Consider the following 21,606-nt stretch of genomic DNA (forward strand, 5'->3'; position numbering starts at 1 on the left):
GGTAATCCACACCGGCAAGCTTAAAGATAAGGTCTGAGACTTTTATCCGATAGAAATTCGGCTGTCAGGGTAGCGAACATGACGTTGTCTCGGACTTGCCAGCAAATAGGCGAGGGTAAGCGGCCCCAGCCGGCCAAGGAACATCAGCACAATAATAATGCCTTCACCGGCAGCGGATAAGCTTCCTGTCAGTCCTCTCGACAGGCCCACCGTGCCCATCGCGGATACGGCTTCAAAGACGATATCCGGGAAAGGGGCATCCTCTGTGATGGTCAGCAGAAAAATCGCCACCCAGGTCACCCCGCCTGAAATCACCGTGAGAGCCAGGGCCTTAGACACGGTTTCTGTCCGGATGGTACGCTGAAAAAGCGTTGGCGCGTGGTCGCGGCGCAGAAAATTGTAAGTGGCAGTCAGAAGTACCACGAAGGTTACGACTTTGATACCGCTGGCGGTACTCATTGACCCGCCGCCGATAAACATCAGCAGCAACATAAGGGTGACAGAGCCGTCTTCCAGCGCAGCGATGTCCAGGGTGTTAAAACCCGCGGTTCTTGGTGTGACTGCCTGAAACCAGGAAGCCCACCATTTACCCGCCGCGTCCAGCTTGCCCAGTGTGTCCGGGTTATCGTATTCAATGACATAAATAAGCAATAACGCGACTACGTTGATGATGACCGTACCGGCTATCATGGTTTTACTGTAAGGCGTAAGCGTTTGCCAGCTTCGTTTTTTAACCAGATCTATCCATACAGAAAAGCCCAGCCCGCCAGTGATGAACAACGCGGTAATCGTAATATTAACTACAGGATCGCTGACATACCGGGACAGACTGTCCGGCTGCAGTGCAAAGCCGGCGTTATTGAACGCGGATATGGTATAGAAGAAGGCTTCGTATGCGGCCGTTGACCAGCCTGATTCCGCCTGCCAGTAGCAGGTCAGGATCAGCATGCCTGCGGCTTCTGTTACCAGTGCAAAAAGAATAACGGCTTTGGCGGTACTGACCAGTGACGACGTGTCGGTTTCATTAAACGCTTCTTTCACCGCGCTTTGTTGCAGAAAACTTATCTTACTGCCTACCGCAACCAGTGTTACAACCGCAAAGGTCATTAAACCGAGACCGCCAAATTGAATGAGGCCGGCAATAACGGTTTGTCCGAAAAGGGTGAAGCCGGTTCCGGTATCCACAACGGCGAGCCCCGTTACTGTCACCGCTGAGGTGGCGGTGAACAGGCTTTGCGTCCAGGTGATTGGTGCTGTGGTGGCAAAGGGCAATTTAAGCAGCAGGGTGCCAAGAACGATAAAGCTCAGAAAGCTAAACGACAGGATAAGAGGCGGAGCCGCCTGAATTTTTCGCGCGCCTTTCGGCTTTCGTTCCAGCGGGCGGTTCGCCGGTAACCAGCGTTTCAATGTTTAAGTCTCGGCGCAATTTTTACCAGCACTTCCCTGGGACCACTCAGCACCAGCTGATCTTCTGGTTTCAGTTGAAACGCCATGTCAGGCGTACAGTGTATCTGATGCTTACGTTTAACCATCAGGCAGTGAATATCATCTTTGTAGCCGTTAATGACTGTATCCAGGGTCATGGGGGACTTAGTCTGCGGTACCACCACTTCTACAATGTAATGGCCGTGGCCCAAACTCAGATAGTCACTGACCATAGGGTAATTCAATGCCTGAGCCACGCGAACGCCCATCTCTTCTTCAGGGTGAATGATGCGGCTCACATCCAGTTTTGAAAGAATGGTGTGATGCGCCTTGCTGTTAGCCTTCACCCAGATATTTTGCACACCTTCATTTTTCAGGTTCAGCACACACAGCAAGCTGGCCTGCATATCTTCACCGATGGCGACAAGCACGGCATCACTGTCGTGAAGACTCAGTTCTGCCATGGCTCTTTCGTCGGTTGCGTCACAGATAAGGGTTTGGGTCAGTTCGGTAGAATATTGTTCAGCCAGCTTTTCATCGCTGTCGATACCGGTAACAGTGTGACCCAGATGGATCAGCTCTAAACTGGTGGTAATGCCAAACCGGCCAAGGCCGATGACAGTAAAATGCGCCATAAGTGCTCCAGAAAACGGAAACGGCGTCGCAAGGATTGCGGCAACTGGCGTATGATACGTGAGAGACTGGAAAAAGGAGCGGTTACTGAACGTGATAGTTAGTGGTTTCAGCTATGTAAGCCGTCGTTTTCCTGCGGACAGAAAAAAGCCGTTCAACGGATGAACGGCTCCGTAGATTTTAAATGCGTCGTTGAGACTTATTTCAGTTCAGTCACTGACATGTTGGGTGAGCGGTAAACCACTTCATCATTCAGCTCGATACCAATTCCCGGTGTGTCCGGCGCTTCAATAAAGCCGTTAACCGGTTGAGGATCCTGAATACATAATTCACGGTTCCAGGATTTTGTCGCGTAGGTGTGATGCTCGTGGATCAGGAAGTTAGGAATGGCGGTTTCAAGGTGCAGACTGGCTGCCGTTGCCACCGGACCACCGCAGACGTGAGCCTGAATACGCACATCGTATATGTCGGCGTAGTCACACACTTTTTTCGCTTCGGTAAAGCCGCCGCACAGACCAATATCAGGCTGTAAAACGTCCAGAGACTGATCTTCCAGATACGGACGGATGCCCCAGCGGTTATATAAACGTTCACCGCCGGCAATCGGCGCTTTCACGTTGCGGGCAACTTTGTCATGCAGTTTTGAGTTCAGGTAGTTAACCGGCTCTTCGTAATACATACAGCCAAATTCTTCTACCAGTTCGCCCAGTTGAATAGCCGTAGTCGCACCCGGTAAGCTGTGGCATTCAAAAATAATATCGCCTTCGTCACCCATGGCATCACGGATTGCCTGCAGACGTGCACGGAACAGTTTCATTTCACCTCTGGAAATGATTTTCGTGCGGTCATAATGGGTATCGCCGTTAATGTCATAAACGATTGGATCAACTTTCACCGCGGTGTAACCTTCAGCCATCGCCTTTTCTGCGGCACGGCCATATTCTTCAGGCTGGATCAGTTTGGTAATAGTGGTGTCCCAGTCGAACTGTAGCTGACTGGCGTAAGAACGCAGCTTGCCGTTAGTCTTACCGCCAAGCAGCTGATAAACCGGCAAGCCAAGTGCTTTACCTTTGATATCCCAAAGGGCTGTATCTACCGCACTCATGGCGGCGTAAATGACAGGACCGCCACCTAAGCCCCAGAAGCTCTCACGGAGCATTTTCGACCACAGGCCTTCGGTGTTGAAAGGGTTCCAGCCAATCAGCATGGCTTCTGCGATTTCTTTGATCATATGCGCAGCAGCAGAATGTCCCCAGTCGTAAGCAAGGCCTGCTTCACCTACACCGGTAATACCTTCATCGGTGTAAATACGCACAAAAACCGGATTCCATGGCGGACGTTCCGGGCACTCAATATCAAATATTTCAACTTTGGTAATTTTCATCTTTTGTCCTGAATGTAGTTGCTCAGACTACCGCGTCGCGCTGTTGCGGGAACGGGATTGTCATTCATAACACGGCGTAAACCCATCCATGGGGCCTCGACTGCCGCTTCCCTGCGGCAGACGGTTATGAATGACAAAACCCTTATCCCGCAGCGCCACCGCGATAGCATTTCGCTTATTCGCAGAATGTCGGGTCGAGTTTCCAGGCTTTTCTCAGCATGGCTGGCCAGGCTTTCTGGCCGCCGGTTTCGCCTGAGTGTACAATTTTTGCCTGATCATAAATGCCCTTTACAATGGGCTCTGGTATTTCAATCACTTCCTGACCGGATTGCATCAGTGACATTTGTATATCACAGGCGCGTTCCAGATCATAAAAGCGCATAAATGCGTCGCCTACCGTAGGGCCTAACGTCAAGCCGCCGTGATTGGGCAATAACATATGGCTGGTATCGCCCAAATCATCCTGTAACTGCTTTCTTTCATTATCATCAACCGCCAGACCTTCGTAGCTGTGATAGCTCAGCGAGGGCAGGGAAAACAGAGAATACTGGCTCCAGGGTTTCAAACCACCTTTAACTGACGCCACGGCAATAGTGGCTTTTGTGTGCAGGTGAATAACACATTTCGCATCTTCACGGACTTCGTGAATGGCGCTGTGAATGGTGAAACCGGCCGGATTGATCTGGTAGGGGGAGCCATCGAGAATATTGCCGTCGAGATCAACCTTCACCAGATTCGACGCGCGCACTTCATCAAATGCCAGACCAAAAGGGTTAACCAGATAATGTTGTGTACCCGGTACTTTAGCGGAAATATGAGTATAGATAAGATCGCCCCAGCGCATGTTATCCACCAGCCTGTAGCAGGCGGCGAGATCGACGCGGGTTTGCCATTCTTCCGGCGACACCTTGTCTTTCAAACTGAAATGTTCAAACTCAAACACGGGTATCACTCCTTTTATGTCCTGTTGATACAAAGTAGCAGACGGACTGACAGTCAACAATGCCAGTATCGTCTGACTTATTATTTATCATCCGGAGGAAAAAGCAGAGACGTTGAGATTTACTCTCCGGACTGGTTCGCTGTGGTGGTGTTACCACCGGCTGGTTGCGTATTCTGGTGCAGTATTGTGACGCTGTCACGCAGCGGGATCAAATGATCGCGATTTTCCATGTCTTTGATATTGATTGAAAAAACATCACGCTTTACCCAGCTGAGTGATTCGCCGGTCCAGCCGGGCGAGGGGAAGTCGCCAGTGATGCTGTCCAGGCCGGCTTGCTGGGTGCATTCGTACACGGCCATATTCTGGCTGGTGGTCAGCACAAGTTTACCCACTTCCACGTTTACACCGGTTTGTTGCCAGACCTGTTCATGCAGAGCGCACTGTTCACTTTGCTCTTCATTGATGCTGGCCAGCGGCATGGTCAGAAGACCTCCGGCGTTTTCCAGCAGTAATGCGTATTTATCTGTTTTGATCACACAGGCGAGAGCGTCATGAGCGGGTTCGGTGGATTCAACTGAACGGCAAACCGGGGGCGCGGGAACCTCAGAGCAGCCAAAAAGCGGCAGAAGTAACAAAACGACTGATGAGCGAATCCTAAAAAGCATACAACCAGGTAAAATAAAATTTAAATAATTATAAACAAACAGACCGGCGGCCTGATTTCATCAAGAGTTGTCCGGCAGTATAACAACAATAACAACAGCCACGTACCAAGGCTTGTTTTAATTTCTCAGTGCATGGAATAGAAATGCATACACAGTGTCAGCATCGCCCTGACTGTGCAGTTGAGAAACGTTGATAGGAATCAGAGATGTCGAAAAAGTCCTTTTTGTCCCCGTTACTGGTGGGCGTTGTCGCGTTAGGTGCGTTCTTAATTTATATCAATCTGCCTGCTGAAGAATCTTCCGCAGGCGGAGGCCGTTTACCTTCTCCCGTTCGCGTGACTGTAGTAGCCGAGCAAACCTTTCCGGTGACCATTGAGGCGCTGGGTACGGCCAATGCCAACGAATCGGTCACGATCACGGCGCAGCAGACCGACCGCGTTACAGACGTAAAGTTTGATGACGGTGATACGGTAAAGACCGGGCAATTACTGGTTCAGTTGAATAATGACGAAGAGCTGGCCCGCATTGTTGAACTTGAAGCGAACATTGTTGAAGCGAAAAGTCAGTATGAGCGGGTAGTGAACCTGGCGAAAACCCGCGCGGCATCGCAACAAATACTTGGCGAACAGCAAGCCAAACTGAAAGGACTTGAAGCGCAACTGGATGTTGCGAAGTCTCAGCTGGATGAGCTGCAAATCCGTGCACCCTTTGCCGGTCTGCTCGGGATCCGCAACATCAGCAAAGGCTCACTGGTACAACCGGGTGATGCCATTACCACGCTGGACGATATCAGCATTATCAAGGTAGATTTCAGTGTGGCAGAAGGGCAGCTGGCCAGCCTGTCTCCCGGTCAGCGGGTTATCGCACAGTCCGTAGCGTATCCGGGAGAAGATTTTGAAGGCACCATTGCCACTATCGGTTCCCGTATCGATCCGGTCTCCCGCTCTGTTCTGGTAAGAGCACACATTAAAAACGAACCGGTGAAAATCCGTCCCGGTATGCTGCTTCAAATCACACTGGAAAAGCAGGTACTGGAAACACTGGTTATTCCTGAAAAAGCGCTGGTGCCCATTCAGGATAAGCAGTACGTATTTGTTGTGAATAACGATGTGGTCGAGCAACGCGAAGTCATTATCGGTGAGCGTAAACCCGGTATCGTGCAGGTTGTCGACGGCCTGGTCAGCGGTGAACGTATTATTACCGAAGGCACGTTACGTGTGCAGGAAGGCTCTGCCGTTCGTGTACTGAATGCTGAGGGAGTGTAACCATGTGGTTATCTGATGCTTCCGTAAAAAGGCCGGTGTTCGCATCGGTGATTAATTTGCTGGTGGTGATCTTCGGCATCGTGGCGATCACTATGCTGTCGCTGCGGGAATATCCGGATATCGACCCGCCAATCGTATCAATCAACACCAACTACGACGGTGCTTCTGCCAACATTGTTGAAACCCGTATCACTCAGTTGCTTGAGGACCGGATCAGCGGAATTGAAGGGATAAAAAATATCACCTCAACCAGCCGCAATGGACGTTCGTCTATTTCTATTGAGTTTAAGCTGACCCGTGATATCGATGCCGCAGCCAATGATGTGCGGGAACGGGTGAGCCGTGCGCTGAACAACCTGCCTGAACAGGCTGATCCTCCCGAGGTATCAAAAGAAAGTTCAGACGAAGATGTTGTGGTGTGGTTTAACCTGCGCAGTACTAACCTGGATACCATGGAGCTTACCGATTATGCCGAGCGCTTCCTGGTAGACCGCTTGTCTATTGCTGATGGTGTGGCCAGGGTTCAGCTGGGCGGCGGCCGGACCTATGCCATGAAGGTGTTTCTTGACCGTAATGCCATGGCGGCACGTGGTATCACCGTTACCGACGTGGAAGATGTGATTCAGTCAGAAAACGTAGAGTTGCCGGCTGGTGAGGTCGAGTCCAATGACCGGGATTTTGAGGTGCGGGTAGCGCGCTCATTCTTAACGCCGGATGATTTTGCCCAGTTGACTGTCGCGGTAGGTAATGACGGTTATCTGGTACGACTGGGTGAAATTGCCAATGTGGAGCTGGCACCGGAGGATGACGAAAGTGAATTCCGCGGTGACGGTGTAAACATGATTGGCCTGGGGATCATTAAGCAATCGAAAGCCAATACCCTCGATGTGGTGCGTTCTGCCAAAGAGCAGATTGCTAAAATTGAAGAAACGCTGCCGGATAACATTTTCATTGTACCCAGTTACGACTCTTCGGTATTTATCGAGGAATCAATCAACGAAGTATACAACACCCTGATTATCGCCATGATTCTGGTGGTGGTAGTGATTTACCTGTTCCTCGGGAATGTCCGTGCAACACTGATCCCTGCTGTCACCGTGCCGGTGTCGATGATCGGTGCGTTCATTGTGATGTATATGCTGGGCTTTTCCATCAACTTGCTGACGCTGCTGGCAATGGTGCTTGGCATCGGGCTGGTGGTCGATGACGCCATTGTTGTGCTTGAGAATATTTACCGTCGTATCGAAATGGGAGAGCCGCCTTTACTGGCGTCTTACCGCGGGGCAAAAGAAGTAGGCTTTGCTGTTATCGCTACCACGCTGGTACTGATTTCTGTATTTGTACCGCTAATCTTCCTGGAAGGAAATATCGGACGGCTGTTTACAGAATTTGCTTTGGCCATGGCTGCCGCTGTGGCCTTCTCCAGTTTTACAGCCTTGTCGCTGTCTCCCATGATGTGCTCGAAATTACTGAAAAAGCAGTCGCGGGATAAAGGCTTCGGCAGCTGGCTGGATAAGCGCTTCAAGGCTATTGAGAACCGCTACGAAAGCAGTTTGGGCACCACCATTCACCAGCCGTGGCTGATGGCTGTGCTGTTCATCATTACACTTGTTCTCATCTGGCAGCTGTTCGGGAAAATTCCCGGCGAGTTCACCCCGAAAGAAGACCGGGGGACTTTTTATATCATGGTAAAAGGTCAGGAAGGTGCGTCTTTTGAAAATACAGCGGAAAGCATGAGAAAAGTGGAATCGATTCTGATGCCTTACCGTGAAGAAGGAACCTTTGATCGCCTGCTGGTACGTGCGCCGGGCCGGGGCACCATGGCCGGCCTGGCTGTGGTAGGCGTGATCCCATGGGATCAGCGTGACTTCACGTCTTTTGAATTAATGGAAGAGGTGACTAAGAAACTGGAAGTCATTCCGGATGTTACTGCGTTTGGTGTAATGCGAAGCGGCATCAGTGGCGGGACAGGGCGTCCGGTCCAGTTTGTGTTGCAGGGCGACACCTACGAAAACCTGGTCGCCTGGCGTGACATCGTCATGGATAAAGCCAGAGACAATCCGGGACTGGTACGCCTGGATTCCGATTACAAAGATACCTCTCCGCAGTTACTGGTGAATATCGACCGCGACCGCGCAGCCGATTTAGGGGTGTCGATTTCTGATATCGGCCGCACGCTGGAAGTCATGCTGGGACAACGCCGCGTATCTACTTACCTGGACAGAGGCGAAGAATACTACGTCATCATGGAAGGGATAGAATCGGATTACCGCAGCCCCAGCAGCATTGATAATCTGTATGTCCGTTCACAACGCACCGGTCAGCTTATTCCCATGGATAACCTGCTGAAAGTGGATGAGCAGGCGACTTCGGCGCTGCTGAACCGTTATAACCGCATGCGTGCTATTACTATTGAAGCGAACCTGGCAGAAGGTTATACCCTAGGGGAAGCGCTGGCGTATCTGGAAAACATCGTTGCGACAGAACTGCCTGATGCTGTGTCCATTGACTACAAAGGTGAGTCCCAGCTTTATCATGAAGCTGGAAACTCGTTTATCTTCGTCTTCATTCTGGCACTGGCGGTGACCTACCTCATTCTTGCTGCCCAGTTTGAAAGCTGGGTGCATCCGCTGGTTATCATGCTTACCGTTCCTCTGGCACTGGTCGGGGCGTTTATCGGCTTGTATGTGGCAGGCATGACCATGAATATCTACAGCCAGATCGGGCTGGTGATGTTGATTGGTCTTGCGGCGAAGAACGGTATTCTTATTGTTGAGTTTGCTAATCAGTTACGTGATGCCGGTGTTGAATTTGAAGAGGCACTGAAACGTGCTGCGGCCCAGCGCTTGCGCCCGATTGTGATGACGGGCTTCACTACTGTATTCAGTTCGCTGCCGCTGGTACTGGCAACAGGCCCGGGATCTGAAAGCCGGATGGTGATTGGTATGGTGATATTTGCCGGCGTAATCGTATCGGCCTTTATGACCCTGTTCATCGTGCCCACAGCCTATGCTGCATTTGCCCGCAATACCGGGTCACCGGAAGCCCGGGAAAAAGCACTGACAGAGCAGGATGCGGCAATACCATACCGCAAAGGCGAGTTGGAATAACCGGTGAGTAAATGACAAATGGCCTGCCTGACGCAGGCCATTTTTTATCCGCGGGAGACTATTTCAGCAACCAGACATTTTCCTGTGCCGGCACTTTGCCTTTCAGGGTGATTTCCTTACCCTGCAGTAATGTTAAGCTGTAGTGGTCGATGTAATGTTGTTCTACTTCGTTGCTGATCACTGAGAACGGCGGACCATCAAGCTTTTGCTGGTCATAGTCAAAGGTCACCAGTAACTGTGGGGCCGTATTGGTAATTTCACGAAGGTGTGAAGCATAGCGGACACGCATTTCAAACGGTAGGGCTACCAGTGCAGCCCTGTCGTAGATGGCGTCTACCTTGCCAAGCATGTCTGCGGTAAGATCAAAAATGTCGCCGCCGAAAAGGGTGAAATTGGGAACGTCGTAGCGGGTTACGCCGTTCAGCTTTTCTGAATCAGGAATAATGTTTAACTGATCGAATAACTGAATGATCGCCAGATGGCTTAATTCTGCTGCCACTACTTCATACCCCTTCGACAAGAGCCAGGGAATATCCAGTGTTTTGCCGCATAAAGGCACGAAGATACGACTGCCCGGAGCCAGCGATAACTGGTCAATATTGGCAGTCAAGTTCGGGTTCGCTTCAGGCTCATGAAATCCGGTTTCATTGTTTTGCCACTTTAACATCCAGAATTGCGGATCCATACATTCCCCTAAAGAAGATAAAAAAGCAGATTATCCTAACCAGTCCGGCAGGTAAATCACAGTCAGTACTAAAATACCGGACCAGGCGGTCAGTATTGCGGCAGCGCGGTAACTGATACCCCGCACCGAAGGCAGCTTATGTGCCGCATCGTTAGGTAAAAAGCGGGATAACACAAAGGCTGAAGACAAGGTGATCACAAAACCAATCAGGTTCCACCAGAACCAGAATAACGGGTTACCGCTCAGCCACAAAAACACGTTTACCGCTACACCGGCCAGCAATCCGGCATTAGCGGCAGCAGGAGACACCTTGCGGCTGTGAATACCGGCCAGGAATGTGGCCAGCACCGGACCGTAAAAAACTGAGCCGATTTTATTAATAGCCTCAATCACCGTCGGAGCAATGTTACCGGCATACAAAGACAGCACCAGAGTGATCAGTCCCCACACTATACCGGCAAGCCGTGCCCGTTTCAGATAGGTTTCATCATCGGGTTTGGCACCAGTGATCCGGCAAATGTCTTCTGTGGTCACCGCAGCCAGACTGTTAATGGCAGAACTGAGCGACGACATGGCCGCAGCCAGAATGGCGACTACCAGAATGCCGACAATGCCTGCAGGAAGATAGTTAATAATGAAGACGGGCATCATCCAGTCGGGTTCGCCTTCCGGGATTTGCGCCTGCAATTCCGGCGTTGCTATCACAAGGGCCCCGATCACCAGGCCCGCAGCACAATACAGCAAAGTGACGGGAAAACGCAGAAAAGCTACGGTCAGCATCATTTTCTTTAAGTCTTTTATGCTGTGGCTGGACAGCGCCCGCTGGGCTTCAGACTGATCGCACCCGTAATACGAGGCATACAGCACAAGACCGCCAAACAGCATTGGCAGTAAACCGAAATCGCTGCCATTTAATCCGGCTGTGCTGATATTGGCTGCCTGCAGACGTTCCGGCGGAATGATTTCAAATACTTTGTCCCAGCCTCCGGCAGCGTCCAGACCCGCCCACAGACATAAAGCTGCGCCGGCAACGATGAGGATCATCTGAATGGCATCACCGTAAACCACCGCTTTCATGCCGCCCATTGCTGAGTAGATCAGTGTGATAACACCGATAACCAGAATAGCGTGAAACTGGTTCAGTCCCATGGTGCCCTGTAATATCAGGCTGATAGCGTAAATCATAATGGCAGTTGCGAAAGATCGGCTGATCTGAAAGACGAAGCTGATCAGCAAGCGGGTAGAGCGGGAGAAACGCTGCTCAAGATAGTCATAGACACTTACCACACCGGCGCTATGTAAGGTGGGCAGCAAACGCCAGAGCATAACAATTACCGCCAGCGGCAAAGCCAGTTCGTAGCTCAGCCAGATGAGACCGCCACCTTCACGCAGTCCGACAAATGCCGGGGCGGAAATGAAGCTGATAGCGGAAAGTTGGGTTGCCATGACAGAGAGTGTCAGTGTGGGCCAGGCCAGTGAGCGCCCGCCGAGAAAGTATTCCTGTCCGGAATGCTGATGCCTGAACCTGAGTCCTAAAAACAGTAATCCCAGTAAATAAATACCTACTATGGAATAGTCCAGCCACGTCATTCCTTTCTCCTGAATTTGCTTCCGCTGCCTGCGCGTAATGAGGTAACACGTTGAATATAAAGGGGGCAGAGTGTTGATGATATTTCAACCATATCACACTGTCAGAAAGAGTTAAGCGCAGAATATATACAGATAAGAGAAAGGATACGTTCAGACGGGCGGGAATAAAAAGGCAGCCGCCGCTGCCCCTGTATTTTTGACGCTGTGATTAAGCCGTCAGCTTAGCCGCTGCCGCTTTTAATTCAGCCGCGACTGTGTCGTCTTTTACTTCACCGGTTTCCATGTCGAAAACATCGTAGAAGTTAGCCACAGAAACCGATGCTTTAACGTTTCCGCCGAAGAAACCTGCAGAACCGGTTGCCGCTGCCAGCACAGACTTCGCGCCGCCGGGACCCGGAGACGATGACAGATAAACGGCTGGTTTGTCGCCATATACCGCGCGGTTGATACGGGTTGCCCAGTCGAACAGGTTTTTAAACGCTGCGGGGTAATGACCATTGTGCTCAGCAAATGAGATAACCAGGGCATCAGCGCCGGCGATGTCATCTAAAAACTTCTGTGCGCCTTCAGCCTGACCAATCTCTTTTTCTTTATCTTCACTGAACATAGGAACATCATAATCGTTGATGTCCAGAACGGTAACATCAGCACCTTCTACCTGCTTTGCTGTGTAGGTTGCTAGCGCCTTATTAATTGAGTTTTTGCTTGTACTTGCACCAAATGCAACAACTTTCATGAATTGAATCCTTTTTGAGTTTTTCGTTATCAATACAGTACGTTTTTTATCGTAAATGGATAAGTGCTAAATACAAAATGGTTCGTTCGATTTTATGAAATGAACGTGTTTAGCTGAAATAGCTTGTTGCATATTGTGCCAACGGAATTTAAATTCAGTCCGGATATTGTATGATGCTGAGTGCGCTGCCAGCAGAGTCTGAATATTACCAGCGTCGTCAACTACATGTAGGATAGTGAATGTCTTCAGTGCCAGCAGGTCCTCTAATACCTGCGCAAAAACGTGCCACCCGGATTGCTTTTTTCAGCGCAGGATTCATTACTGCAGCCTGGGCGGCCATCATTCCATTTATTAAGATAAACCTCGCCATTGGTGACGGTACCATGGGGCTGATGTTGTTATGTCTCGGCGCCGGAGCGTTAGTTGGCATGCCTCTAGCCGGTAAATTCTCATCTCAGCTTGGCTGCAAACCTGTGCTGGTGGCTTCTATGGCATGCTTCTCACTGCTTTATCCGGCATTGATCTGGCTGGACTCTGTTACCCTGCTGGCTGTTTTTCTGGTGCTCTTCGGCTTGTGCGTAGGAACCACCGATTGTGCGATGAATATTCAGGGCGTTGCAGTAGAAAAAGAAGCGGATAAGCCGCTGATGTCGGGGTTTCATGGCTTTTACAGTCTGGGAGGCATGAGTGGCGCAATTTTAATGACAGCGATTTTATCTTCCGGTGTACCGGTGGAGTTGGCCAGTGCAGCCGGTGCGGTAATGTCAGTGGCCTTTTTGCTGACTGGCATAAACGGATTCAGAACCGGCAAGTCACAGGAGCCGGCGGCATTTTTTGCCCTGCCAAAAGGTGTGGTAGTACTGATTGGTATCGTGTGTTCCATTGTGTTTCTGGCCGAAGGTACTGTGCTGGACTGGAGCGGCATTTATCTGACTGAATACCGTGACGTTAATCCTGAGAACGCCGGGTTGGGTGTCGCCTGTTTTTCTGTTGCCATGACGTTAGGACGTCTGGCCGGGGATAAGATCACCAGCATACTGGGACCAAAAATGATGGTACTGGGAGGCGGCGGCATTGCAATTACAGGTTTTGCATTATCACTTCTGGTGCCGCTTCCTGTGGCAGCGCTTACCGGATATGTGCTGATTGGTCTCGGGTGTTCCAATATTGTGCCCATCATGTTTTCGGCCACGGGTAAGCAAAAAATTATGAGCGAAGCGTCTGCGGTAACAGCCGTATCAACACTGGGCTATGTGGGTGTTCTGGCCGGGCCTGCACTGGTCGGCTTCGGGGCACAGGTTTACGGCCTGCCTGCGGCATTGGGTGTGATTGCTGTGTTACTTTGTGTCGCTACTGCCCTGGCCGGAAGAGTCAGGGTATAGGTGTTACTGCTGCCTGAGGCTGTTTGTATCGATCACCCGGTCACAAAGCTTTTCCAGTTGTTGCCTGTCGTGGCTGATAAAGAGCAGTGTACACTGCCGCTCACGGCAGCTTGATACCAGTAACCGTGAGACCACTTCACTGGTTATGGGGTCCAACCGGGAAGCGGGTTCATCGGCGACCAGGAAAGCCGGTTTCAATAGCAGCGCCCGCAAAAGGGCGACCCGCTGTAATTCACCTCCGCTGATCATGCCTGCGTGCCGTTGCAGTAACTGGCGGGAAAGCCCGAGTTCATTGAGCAACGGGTCAAGTTCACTGTCGTCCAGCTGATGAAGGCGGATGACATCGTCCAGAAGCTGAATAACAGGCACGTTTTTAGCGAAAGCATTGGGCGGGTCCTGATAGATTTTTAGCATTTTGTGACGGGCCAGTGGCTCTGCAATGTGTCGCTTACCGTCTGCCGGAAGTAATCCCAGAAGTACATTCCCCAAGGTGGATTTTCCGCTACCACTGTCACCGGTCAAGCCGACAACTTCTCCTTTCCCTAATGCCAGACTGATATTGTCAAATATAACGTCGGTGCCACGTCTTATTGCGCAGTCCTGCAACGTGATCAGTGGAGCAAAACTCCTTTTCTTAGTGCTCAGTGGAGTCCAGTTTTCAGGTAAGGCGTTAAGCAGGGCTTGCCCGTATGGGGAGCGCGGAGTATTCAGCACGCGGCCCGCTGCACCGGTTTCCAAAACCTTACCTTTCTGCATTATGATGACTTTACCGCCAAGCAGCTTTGCAAGGCTCATATCATGGGTGATTGTGAGCAGGGTACCCGTTTTAGCGAACTGACGAAGCTCTTCACCCAGAACCGCTTTGTGATGATTATCCAGTCCTTTCGTCGGCTCATCGGCAATCATGATTCCGGCAGACGTTGACGCAACACAGGTATAAGCGGCCCGCTGCGCCATACCGCCTGATAGTTGCGACGGTATTTTATCTGCAGCCTGAGTCAGTCCGGTGCGCCCGAGTGCACCATCAACCGATGTCTGAGCATTGTGGCCGCTGAGATTTCTGATAAATCTGAATACTTCACCAACCTGCTGCCGGAGCTTCATCAGGGGGCTTAAGGCTTTCACCGGTTCCTGTGGCAACATGACAATGGTTCGTCCCCACAGAGACGATGGTGTCTGCGTGGCATGCGCCTGCAACATATCATGTCCGGCGGTGAGCACTTTACCGGTGGCCTGAAGATTCCTGGGTAAGTCTCCCATGATGGTGTGAGCCAGCAAACTTTTTCCTGAGCCGGTTTCTCCGATAACCGTTACCGGCTCGCCGGGGCTGACGGTGAAACTCAGGTTGTCTACCAGTGTGCCTTCTGAAGAAACGATGGTCAGATTTTCTATTTGAAGCACAGAATTCATGGCTGTTTACCCGCCAGAAGCTGGAAAGCAAAGACCATTAAAAACAGTGCTGCAATGGGCTCTATTAACAGCCAGGGCGCTTTATAGTAATACGGAAATAGTTCCACAATCATCAGGCCGAGTTCCGGCGTGGGAGGCTTTAGGCCGACGTACACAAATCCTGTTGATGACATAGCAATGACCGATGTCGCTGCGCCGAAGGCGGAAAGAGAATACACATCGGGTGCAATGGCAGGCCAGATATGACGTTTGAACAGATACCACTTTCCGAAGCCGGGCAATGCTGATGACTCCAGCTCTTCTCCCTGTACAACCGGCAGGGTAATGGCTCTGACGAGCCTGAAAAACTCTACCCACAGCACCAGCGATATGGCGATGTAGATCATCAAAAATGAACCGGGCACAATTGCAGCAAAAACGAGGATCAGAACCAGCCCGGGCAGTGCCAGAATCGTGTTGGCCAGAAAATTCAGACCTGTATCCAGCCAGCGCCGGTACCAGGCAGCGGCCAGACCGCAGGCTACACCGCTTACTACTGCGCTGAATACGCAGATTATCGCCAGCGCAAATGAAATCCGCATTCCGCCGCTCAGACGGGCAAGCATGTCGCGGCCAAAATGATCAGTACCTAGCAGGTGTTCTGCGCCCGGCGCGGCGAATGCATGGCGCAAATCCTGTGCATCAGGATCGGTGCCGGCAAGCGGTGCACAAAAGGCAAAGACAGCGAGGCATAACAGAATTACCATGCCAGCCCGTTGCTGCATGGTCAGCCTGTGAAAAACAGACATCAATTTTCCAGCCTCGTTCTTGGGTCAAGGTAGTGCTGGCTGATATCCACAAGGGTGTTAATCGCCACAAACAACATACCCATGACCAGCGCTGTACCTTGTAACATGGGTATGTCTCTGGCAAAAACAGCGTGAGACAAACCATGGCCTATACCCGGCCAGGCAAACAGACTTTCCACCATAATAACCCCTTCAATCAGGCCGATGAGCTGAATACCCATGAAGGCAAGGCCGGGTACGATGACGTTTGGTATTACATGGCGGGTGAAGGCTCGTGCATAGCTCAGTCCCTTGGTGCGGGCAAAATGAAAGTAAGCACTGTTAACGGCCTGACGGGTACTGTTGCGGACTACCCGGTTAGATACTGCTGCCAGGCTGAGTGCTAAAGTCAGTACCGGAAGTACAGCGTACTCAGTGCTGCCGAATCCGGCCACAGGGAACCAGTTCAGCTCCATGGCAAAAATAAAAATGAGTAACAGCCCCAGACAAAATACCGGCTGGGAGCGGATAAATGTTGATGTGATGAGTGAAGCCTTGTCTGGCACGGTTTCGGCTTTTGCACCACACAACAGCCCCACAGGAAAGGCAATGAGCGCTGCTGCAAGAATAGCCCAGAACGCCAGCACCAGAGTAAAGCTCATCTGGTTTTGCAACTCATGGACAACCGGCGCGCCGGTCACCAGGCTTGTACCCAGGTCGCCGGTGAGTAAATCTCCCAGCCACACCAGATATTGCTGAAAAGCAGGCCGGTCAAGTCCTAGTTCGGCGTTCACCGCATTGGCTGCAGCGGTGCTGACTGCATCATCGCCATAGCGTCCGGTTGCAATTTTATAGGCCATATCCCCCGGCAGCAGGCGGGTAAGGATGAACGTCAGTGTGCCCACGCTCCACGCCATCAAAAGGCACTGACCAAGTCTGGAGAGTAGTATTTTCAGCATTTATTTACTCTGAAAGCGCATCTGGTCGATTCTGAACGAACGCTCATAGGGGTCGAAACTGAAATTTCTGACCCGTGAAGATGTGGCTGATTGCTGAACATAAAATGCCACCGGGATAAGCGGCATATCTTCGTTCAGCGTGCTGATAAGTTCTTTTTGCAACACATAGTAGTTGTCATCCGGTTTACCGGACGCCAACTGATTAACGATGGAAAATACCCGTTCATTGCTCCAGTTCATGGGGCCCCATTCTCCGCCTTCAACCGAGGTGAAGTCGGCCAGTAAGATGCCAAGAGGGTCCGGGATATTGGCAAAGTTGCGCGCCAGCAAAGCCGTTTCCAGTGTGCCGTCGCTGTGACCTGAAGGTATGGCACTGGCATTCTCCATATGCACTGCCAGCTCAACACCAGCTTCCCGCCACTGAGCCTGAATTGCCGTGGCAATAGTGATAAGTTCCGGCCGGTTTGCGTAGGTAATCATTGATAAGGACAGCGGCTTACCGTCACGGTAGCGGATACCGTCATCACGAAGTTTCCAGCCTGCTTCATCAAGCAACGTTTTTGCTTTTTCAATATTTGTAGCAAGTGGTGGTAAAGAAGCATCGTGCCAGGTGCCCATAGATGGCCCGAACAGCTGATTAGCTTCAGCACCTTTAACATGAAGAATACCTTCTGCGATGGCCTGACGGTCAATGGCCAGACTCAGCGCCTGCCTTACCCGCACATCGCTGAGTTTTTCGTTCCCACTGTTAAGCTTGACCAGAGTTGTTCTGGGGATATAACGGGTGTGCACATTTACATCCGGATCCTGCTTCAGCATCTCTGTTGCCGGCGGATCGAGATTAAAAACAATATCTGCCTGGCCTGTTCTTACCATGAGTGCACGGGTTTCTGACCGGTGTCCGGTTACATAATCAACGGATTCAATGGTAGCAGGGCCATTGCGGTACTTTTCAAAACGCTTAGCTTTAATGTTATGGGGCGGTATGAATTCAGTAATTTCATAAGGACCCGTACCAATCAGTGCCTTCATCCGGTTAAATTTACCAAATGATGCGGGCGATAAGATTGCTGTCGTGTAGTTGGAAAGCAGGGACGGAAATGGCCGGTAAGGCGCTTTGAGTGTAAAACTGACCGTGAGCGGGTCAACGATTTCAATGTTGGTGAGGATATCGACCGGAAAGGGAGCCGGTTTTCCGAGCGCTACGGCAAGGCTCTTTCGCACTGACTCTGCGTCCATCAATGTGCCGTCGTGGAATGTTACGCCGGGTCTGAGATTAAATGTCCAGCGGGTCAAATCTGCATTGCTTTTCCAGGAAGTTGCCAGGCCCGGAATCAGGTTGCCTTCATTATCCACGTCTACCAGTGTTTCTATAATTTGCATCCGGGTAAACATATAGCCTGCGGAAGCCGGGTCCAGGTTGACCGGCTCAAAGGGGCCGCTGATATGTAAAGTCTTGTCTTTCGGCGCAGGCGAGCAGGATTGCATGAAGAATGTGAGCAAGCAAAGAAAAAAAACGCGGGAGATCACGACATACCTTATTGAATTGATATTTAGCAGATGGAACTTTACCCGCTAAGTATACATATCTCGCGTAAAAAAGTGGCGCTTTTTACGTTAGTTAACATCCAAAAGGCGTTTAGCGGACCGCTCTGATTATTAATAGAGTAAACTGTGATGATATGTGATAATGTATCAAGTGATATTGGTTTAATAATTATTATTATCTTTTAGAATGGAACTTGCACAGTGAAAACCTCAGTAACCCGGGTGACCAGGCTCACCTCTCTCGCCATACTTATCGGTACCAGTTTTCAATCTTTTTCACAAAATATTGAAGCAGAAGACGACAGTGTAGAACACGTCGAAGTGACCTCTCTGCGCCAGGCTTATCGCGGCAATGTGCCACTAAAGTCCTTACCGCAAGCGGTGACAGTCTTGTCAGATGAAACCCTGGATTCCTTTGGGGTTACCGATTTGCAAACAGCCTTGTCCCTTTCAGGAAGTGTTGCCAGCCAGAATAACTTTGGTGGTCTCTGGGACAGCTTTGCAGTGCGGGGATTTGCAGGTGATGAGAATTCACCTTCGGGTTATCTGGTCAACGGCTTTAACGTTGGCCGCGGATTCAGTGGCCGTCGTGATGCCTCAAATATTGAAGCGATAGAAATTCTCAAAGGTCCGGGATCAGCGCTGTATGGTCGTGGTGAACCCGGCGGCACCATCAATATTATTACCAAAAAGCCTGAGTTTGATCAGGAAGGCTATATTGAAGCAACGGCAGGCAGTTACGATTTATATCGTCTGGAAGGTGATTACACCAACGCAGTCACGTCGGATCTGGCTTTCCGGGTTAATGGAGCTTATGAAGACGCGGGTAGTTTCCGTGACACTGTTGAAAGCAATAAGCTCATTTTCACCCCTTCAGTGCTTTACCGGCTCAATGACACTACAAACCTGGTTTACGAACTGGAGATAATCGACCAGCAGGCCCCATTCGACAGAGGCATTGTGGTTGTGGGTGACAACTTTACCGGCGTACCCCGTGAAACCTTCTATGGCGAACCAGCCGACGGCGACATGAATATTGAAGCTGTAGGACATCAATTGTCACTACAAACATCTTTGAACGAAAACTGGGACGTAAATGCCGGTCTAAGTTACCGTGATTCTTCATTCGAAGGTTACTCAACAGAGGTTGAGTTGTCTTCCGGTCGCCAGCTGCTGAGCGAAGATAATCCTGTTGTCTCACGTCAGCGTCGTTACAGAGACTACGATACTAAGGACCTTTCTGCGCGGGCAGAACTGAGTGGCCGGGTACAAACCGGTGAAATGACTCATCACATTTTGATCGGGGTGGATGCATATGATTACACCTTTGAACAGGAAATGCAGCGCTGGAGAACGGCGTGGGGAGCAGGCGATACTACTTATTCAGTGAGTAAAATAAATCCGGAATATGGCCAGGTTCAGCCGGAGGTTGCGCCACTCACGGACCGTGAAGAAAATCAAAGTGCGCAAGGTATCTACATTCAGGATCAGGTCGATTTGTCGGAGCAGTTTAAGCTGTTAGTTGGTTTCCGCTTCGATGACTTTTCCCAGGATATTGAGAATTTCATGAACGGATCGGTGACCAGTCAGGATCGCACGGCAACCAGCCCGCGGGTGGGTTTTGTGTTTGAGGCGAACAGTAATTTCACCTTTTACACCAGTTATTCTGAAGGGTTCCGTCCGAATAGCGGTGCCGACGTAGATGGTAATTCTTTTGAGCCTGAAGAAAGTGAGTCTTACGAACTGGGGGTTAAATTCTCTACTGAAGGCGACAGGATCACCGGTACACTGGCGTTATTTAATGCCGAAAAGTCGAATATACTGGCTTCTGACCCGGTGAATTCCGGGTTCACAGCCGCGCTGGGTGAAGCGGAAAGTAAAGGACTTGAACTGGATGTAAAAGCGTATATTTCTGAGCAAACCTCTCTGAGCTTGTCTTATGCTTATACGGACGCAGCGACTTCTAATACAGTAACGAATTCCGACTGGGGTGTTGAGATCCCCGCAGGGACCAGGTTGCTGAACATTCCTGAGAACCGGTTTGTGCTTACCGCGCAACGGGAGTTTACCGTTTCCGGTAAAGCCGCCGCGGTGCTGGGGTCATTCCAATACGTTGGTGAACGTCCCGGAGAGCTGATTAACCAGTCATATGTACTGCCGTCCTATACTCTGGTGAGTATTGCCGGGCATGTAGACATTAACGAATCCTTGCAGGTGAAGGTGTTTGTCGACAACTTGCTGGATGAAGTGTATTTCGATAATTCATATTCTGCTTTATGGACTCAGCCAGGCACACCGCGAACGGTTAATGTAAGTGCCCGCTATCAATTCTGACCATTACTATTCGTTTTAAAAGGGGCAAATGCCCCTTTTTCTGTTATTCAACTACTTCATTGATATGCATTCAGGTAGTGCCAATCAACAATTACTGGATCATGTCTATTCGCCATTTGTGGGTAACAAAGTACTTGATGATCTAACTTTTGAATTTGCTAAAGCCACCGGTATGCAACACATCGTGATGTATGGCGACAGACCCCGCGACACTGACAATTCTATTTCATTTCCCAATACGGCAATGACAAGAGGCGTGCCCGGACTTACCACTGAAATCGGACACTTGGGTCAGTACACGGAAGAATCGGTCGGGTATGCTGTTCAGGTATCACGGAATGCGCTGTATTTCTTAGAGATGTTACCGGGGGAGCCGGGTCCGCATGCAGAGCCTGTAATTTATGAAACACTGACTTCGGCGAAAAGTCATCATACCGGCTTCTTTCTGCCAGGCGTGAAAATTGGTGCAAAGGTTGAAAAAGGCGCGTCGCTGGGCAAAGTCACGGACTACTTTGGAAATGTGGTAGAAACCATTTCCTCGCCTGTAGCGGGCACAGTGATGATGATTAATGAGATGCCGGCTATCAAAGAGGGGCAATCAGCCGTGACGATTGGTATTCTGCAATAAGAGGCAAAACCCTTTCCTGACAAAAATGACAGTAACAGAAACAGTAGCAGGTATGATATCTCTATCATTTCAGACAAAGGTATTTTGTCACTATTACTGTTTTTGTTAATTAAACTATCCTTCAAACTGCGCTTCATTTTTC

17 protein-coding genes are annotated in these 21,606 nt (G+C 50.4%); 5 read left to right on the forward strand and 12 right to left on the reverse strand.

Annotated features, from left to right (window positions below):
- Positions 1–42: 42 nt before the first annotated feature.
- From ACXAH4_RS06590 to ACXAH4_RS06610, 5 genes are all read right to left on the reverse strand, one after another.
- Complete coding sequence (locus tag ACXAH4_RS06590) at positions 43–1,407, reverse strand: TrkH family potassium uptake protein (protein ID WP_474881195.1); 1,365 nt, start codon at positions 1,405–1,407, stop codon at positions 43–45.
- Complete coding sequence (locus tag ACXAH4_RS06595) at positions 1,404–2,060, reverse strand: potassium channel family protein (protein ID WP_303573770.1); 657 nt, start codon at positions 2,058–2,060, stop codon at positions 1,404–1,406. Before ACXAH4_RS06595 ends, ACXAH4_RS06590 begins: the two co-directional genes overlap by 4 nt.
- A 197-nt stretch (positions 2,061–2,257) precedes the next feature.
- A complete protein-coding gene (locus ACXAH4_RS06600) occupies positions 2,258–3,442 on the reverse strand; it encodes a mandelate racemase/muconate lactonizing enzyme family protein (RefSeq protein ID WP_119500080.1) in 1,185 nt (394 codons plus the stop codon).
- Between the two features lie 175 nt (positions 3,443–3,617).
- Positions 3,618–4,385 (reverse strand): class II aldolase/adducin family protein, encoded by a 768-nt coding sequence (locus tag ACXAH4_RS06605; protein ID WP_474881197.1) that lies wholly within the window; start codon positions 4,383–4,385, stop codon positions 3,618–3,620.
- A 119-nt stretch (positions 4,386–4,504) separates the two neighbouring features.
- Positions 4,505–4,921, reverse strand: a complete 417-nt coding sequence (locus ACXAH4_RS06610; protein WP_474865255.1) for a hypothetical protein — start codon at positions 4,919–4,921, stop codon at positions 4,505–4,507.
- Positions 4,922–5,256: 335 nt separating this feature from the next.
- On the opposite strand from ACXAH4_RS06610, the gene ACXAH4_RS06615 reads away from it, so the two are divergent.
- Positions 5,257–6,315, forward strand: a complete 1,059-nt coding sequence (locus ACXAH4_RS06615) for an efflux RND transporter periplasmic adaptor subunit (RefSeq protein WP_474845051.1) — start codon at positions 5,257–5,259, stop codon at positions 6,313–6,315.
- Positions 6,316–6,317: 2 nt separating this feature from the next.
- Positions 6,318–9,425: an efflux RND transporter permease subunit gene (locus ACXAH4_RS06620; protein WP_474881199.1), complete on the forward strand. Its 3,108-nt coding sequence runs from the start codon at positions 6,318–6,320 to the stop codon at positions 9,423–9,425.
- Between the two features lie 58 nt (positions 9,426–9,483).
- Here the strand turns inward: ACXAH4_RS06620 and tmpT are convergent, their stop codons facing one another.
- The 3 genes from tmpT to ACXAH4_RS06635 form a co-directional block, all read right to left on the reverse strand.
- Positions 9,484–10,110 (reverse strand): thiopurine S-methyltransferase, encoded by a 627-nt coding sequence (tmpT, locus tag ACXAH4_RS06625; RefSeq protein ID WP_474881200.1) that lies wholly within the window; start codon positions 10,108–10,110, stop codon positions 9,484–9,486.
- Between the two features lie 30 nt (positions 10,111–10,140).
- Positions 10,141–11,700 carry a sodium:solute symporter family transporter gene (locus ACXAH4_RS06630; protein WP_474881202.1) on the reverse strand — a complete coding sequence of 520 codons (1,560 nt, stop codon included), beginning with the start codon at positions 11,698–11,700 and terminating at the stop codon, positions 10,141–10,143.
- A 208-nt stretch (positions 11,701–11,908) separates the two neighbouring features.
- Positions 11,909–12,436 carry an NADPH-dependent FMN reductase gene (locus ACXAH4_RS06635; RefSeq protein WP_474881204.1) on the reverse strand — a complete coding sequence of 176 codons (528 nt, stop codon included), beginning with the start codon at positions 12,434–12,436 and terminating at the stop codon, positions 11,909–11,911.
- Between the two features lie 239 nt (positions 12,437–12,675).
- Here ACXAH4_RS06635 and ACXAH4_RS06640 point away from each other — a divergent pair, with 239 nt between their 5' ends.
- On the forward strand, positions 12,676–13,818 hold the full coding sequence (locus ACXAH4_RS06640) for an MFS transporter (protein WP_474845041.1): 1,143 nt from the start codon (positions 12,676–12,678) through the stop codon (positions 13,816–13,818).
- A gap of 3 nt (positions 13,819–13,821) precedes the next feature.
- On the opposite strand, the gene ACXAH4_RS06645 is transcribed toward ACXAH4_RS06640, so the two are convergent.
- The 4 genes from ACXAH4_RS06645 to ACXAH4_RS06660 are packed head-to-tail and all read right to left on the reverse strand — an operon-like array spanning position 13,822 to position 18,484.
- Positions 13,822–15,228 (reverse strand): ABC transporter ATP-binding protein, encoded by a 1,407-nt coding sequence (locus ACXAH4_RS06645; RefSeq protein ID WP_474881206.1) that lies wholly within the window; start codon positions 15,226–15,228, stop codon positions 13,822–13,824.
- Positions 15,225–16,016: an ABC transporter permease gene (locus ACXAH4_RS06650; RefSeq protein ID WP_474881207.1), complete on the reverse strand. Its 792-nt coding sequence runs from the start codon at positions 16,014–16,016 to the stop codon at positions 15,225–15,227. The genes ACXAH4_RS06645 and ACXAH4_RS06650 overlap by 4 nt, the downstream gene beginning before the upstream one ends.
- A complete protein-coding gene (locus tag ACXAH4_RS06655) occupies positions 16,016–16,954 on the reverse strand; it encodes an ABC transporter permease (protein WP_474881208.1) in 939 nt (312 codons plus the stop codon). Before ACXAH4_RS06655 ends, ACXAH4_RS06650 begins: the two co-directional genes overlap by 1 nt.
- Positions 16,955–18,484, reverse strand: a complete 1,530-nt coding sequence (locus ACXAH4_RS06660; protein WP_474881210.1) for an ABC transporter substrate-binding protein — start codon at positions 18,482–18,484, stop codon at positions 16,955–16,957. It abuts the gene before it with no gap.
- A 219-nt stretch (positions 18,485–18,703) separates the two neighbouring features.
- Between ACXAH4_RS06660 and ACXAH4_RS06665 the strand changes: the two genes are divergently transcribed.
- Together ACXAH4_RS06665 and ACXAH4_RS06670 are read left to right on the forward strand one after the other, a co-directional pair.
- On the forward strand, positions 18,704–20,836 hold the full coding sequence (locus tag ACXAH4_RS06665) for a TonB-dependent siderophore receptor (RefSeq protein WP_474881211.1): 2,133 nt from the start codon (positions 18,704–18,706) through the stop codon (positions 20,834–20,836).
- A gap of 28 nt (positions 20,837–20,864) precedes the next feature.
- Positions 20,865–21,464, forward strand: coding sequence for a succinylglutamate desuccinylase/aspartoacylase family protein (locus ACXAH4_RS06670; protein ID WP_474881213.1), 600 nt, complete (start codon positions 20,865–20,867; stop codon positions 21,462–21,464).
- Positions 21,465–21,606 lie beyond the last annotated feature (142 nt).

This window comes from Alteromonas sp. ABV2_168 (assembly GCF_056161165.1).

Coding starts and splice junctions, on each gene's coding strand:
- tmpT (WP_474881200.1), bottom strand. CDS start 10,110: ATGGATCCGCAATTCTGGATGTTAAAGTGGCAAAACAATGAAACCGGA.
- ACXAH4_RS06615 (WP_474845051.1), top strand. CDS start 5,257: ATGTCGAAAAAGTCCTTTTTGTCCCCGTTACTGGTGGGCGTTGTCGCG.
- ACXAH4_RS06635 (WP_474881204.1), bottom strand. CDS start 12,436: ATGAAAGTTGTTGCATTTGGTGCAAGTACAAGCAAAAACTCAATTAAT.
- ACXAH4_RS06630 (WP_474881202.1), bottom strand. CDS start 11,700: ATGACGTGGCTGGACTATTCCATAGTAGGTATTTATTTACTGGGATTA.
- ACXAH4_RS06600 (WP_119500080.1), bottom strand. CDS start 3,442: ATGAAAATTACCAAAGTTGAAATATTTGATATTGAGTGCCCGGAACGT.
- ACXAH4_RS06595 (WP_303573770.1), bottom strand. CDS start 2,060: ATGGCGCATTTTACTGTCATCGGCCTTGGCCGGTTTGGCATTACCACC.
- ACXAH4_RS06655 (WP_474881208.1), bottom strand. CDS start 16,954: ATGCTGAAAATACTACTCTCCAGACTTGGTCAGTGCCTTTTGATGGCG.
- ACXAH4_RS06640 (WP_474845041.1), top strand. CDS start 12,676: ATGTCTTCAGTGCCAGCAGGTCCTCTAATACCTGCGCAAAAACGTGCC.
- ACXAH4_RS06620 (WP_474881199.1), top strand. CDS start 6,318: ATGTGGTTATCTGATGCTTCCGTAAAAAGGCCGGTGTTCGCATCGGTG.
- ACXAH4_RS06650 (WP_474881207.1), bottom strand. CDS start 16,016: ATGTCTGTTTTTCACAGGCTGACCATGCAGCAACGGGCTGGCATGGTA.
- ACXAH4_RS06670 (WP_474881213.1), top strand. CDS start 20,865: ATGCCCCTTTTTCTGTTATTCAACTACTTCATTGATATGCATTCAGGT.
- ACXAH4_RS06645 (WP_474881206.1), bottom strand. CDS start 15,228: ATGAATTCTGTGCTTCAAATAGAAAATCTGACCATCGTTTCTTCAGAA.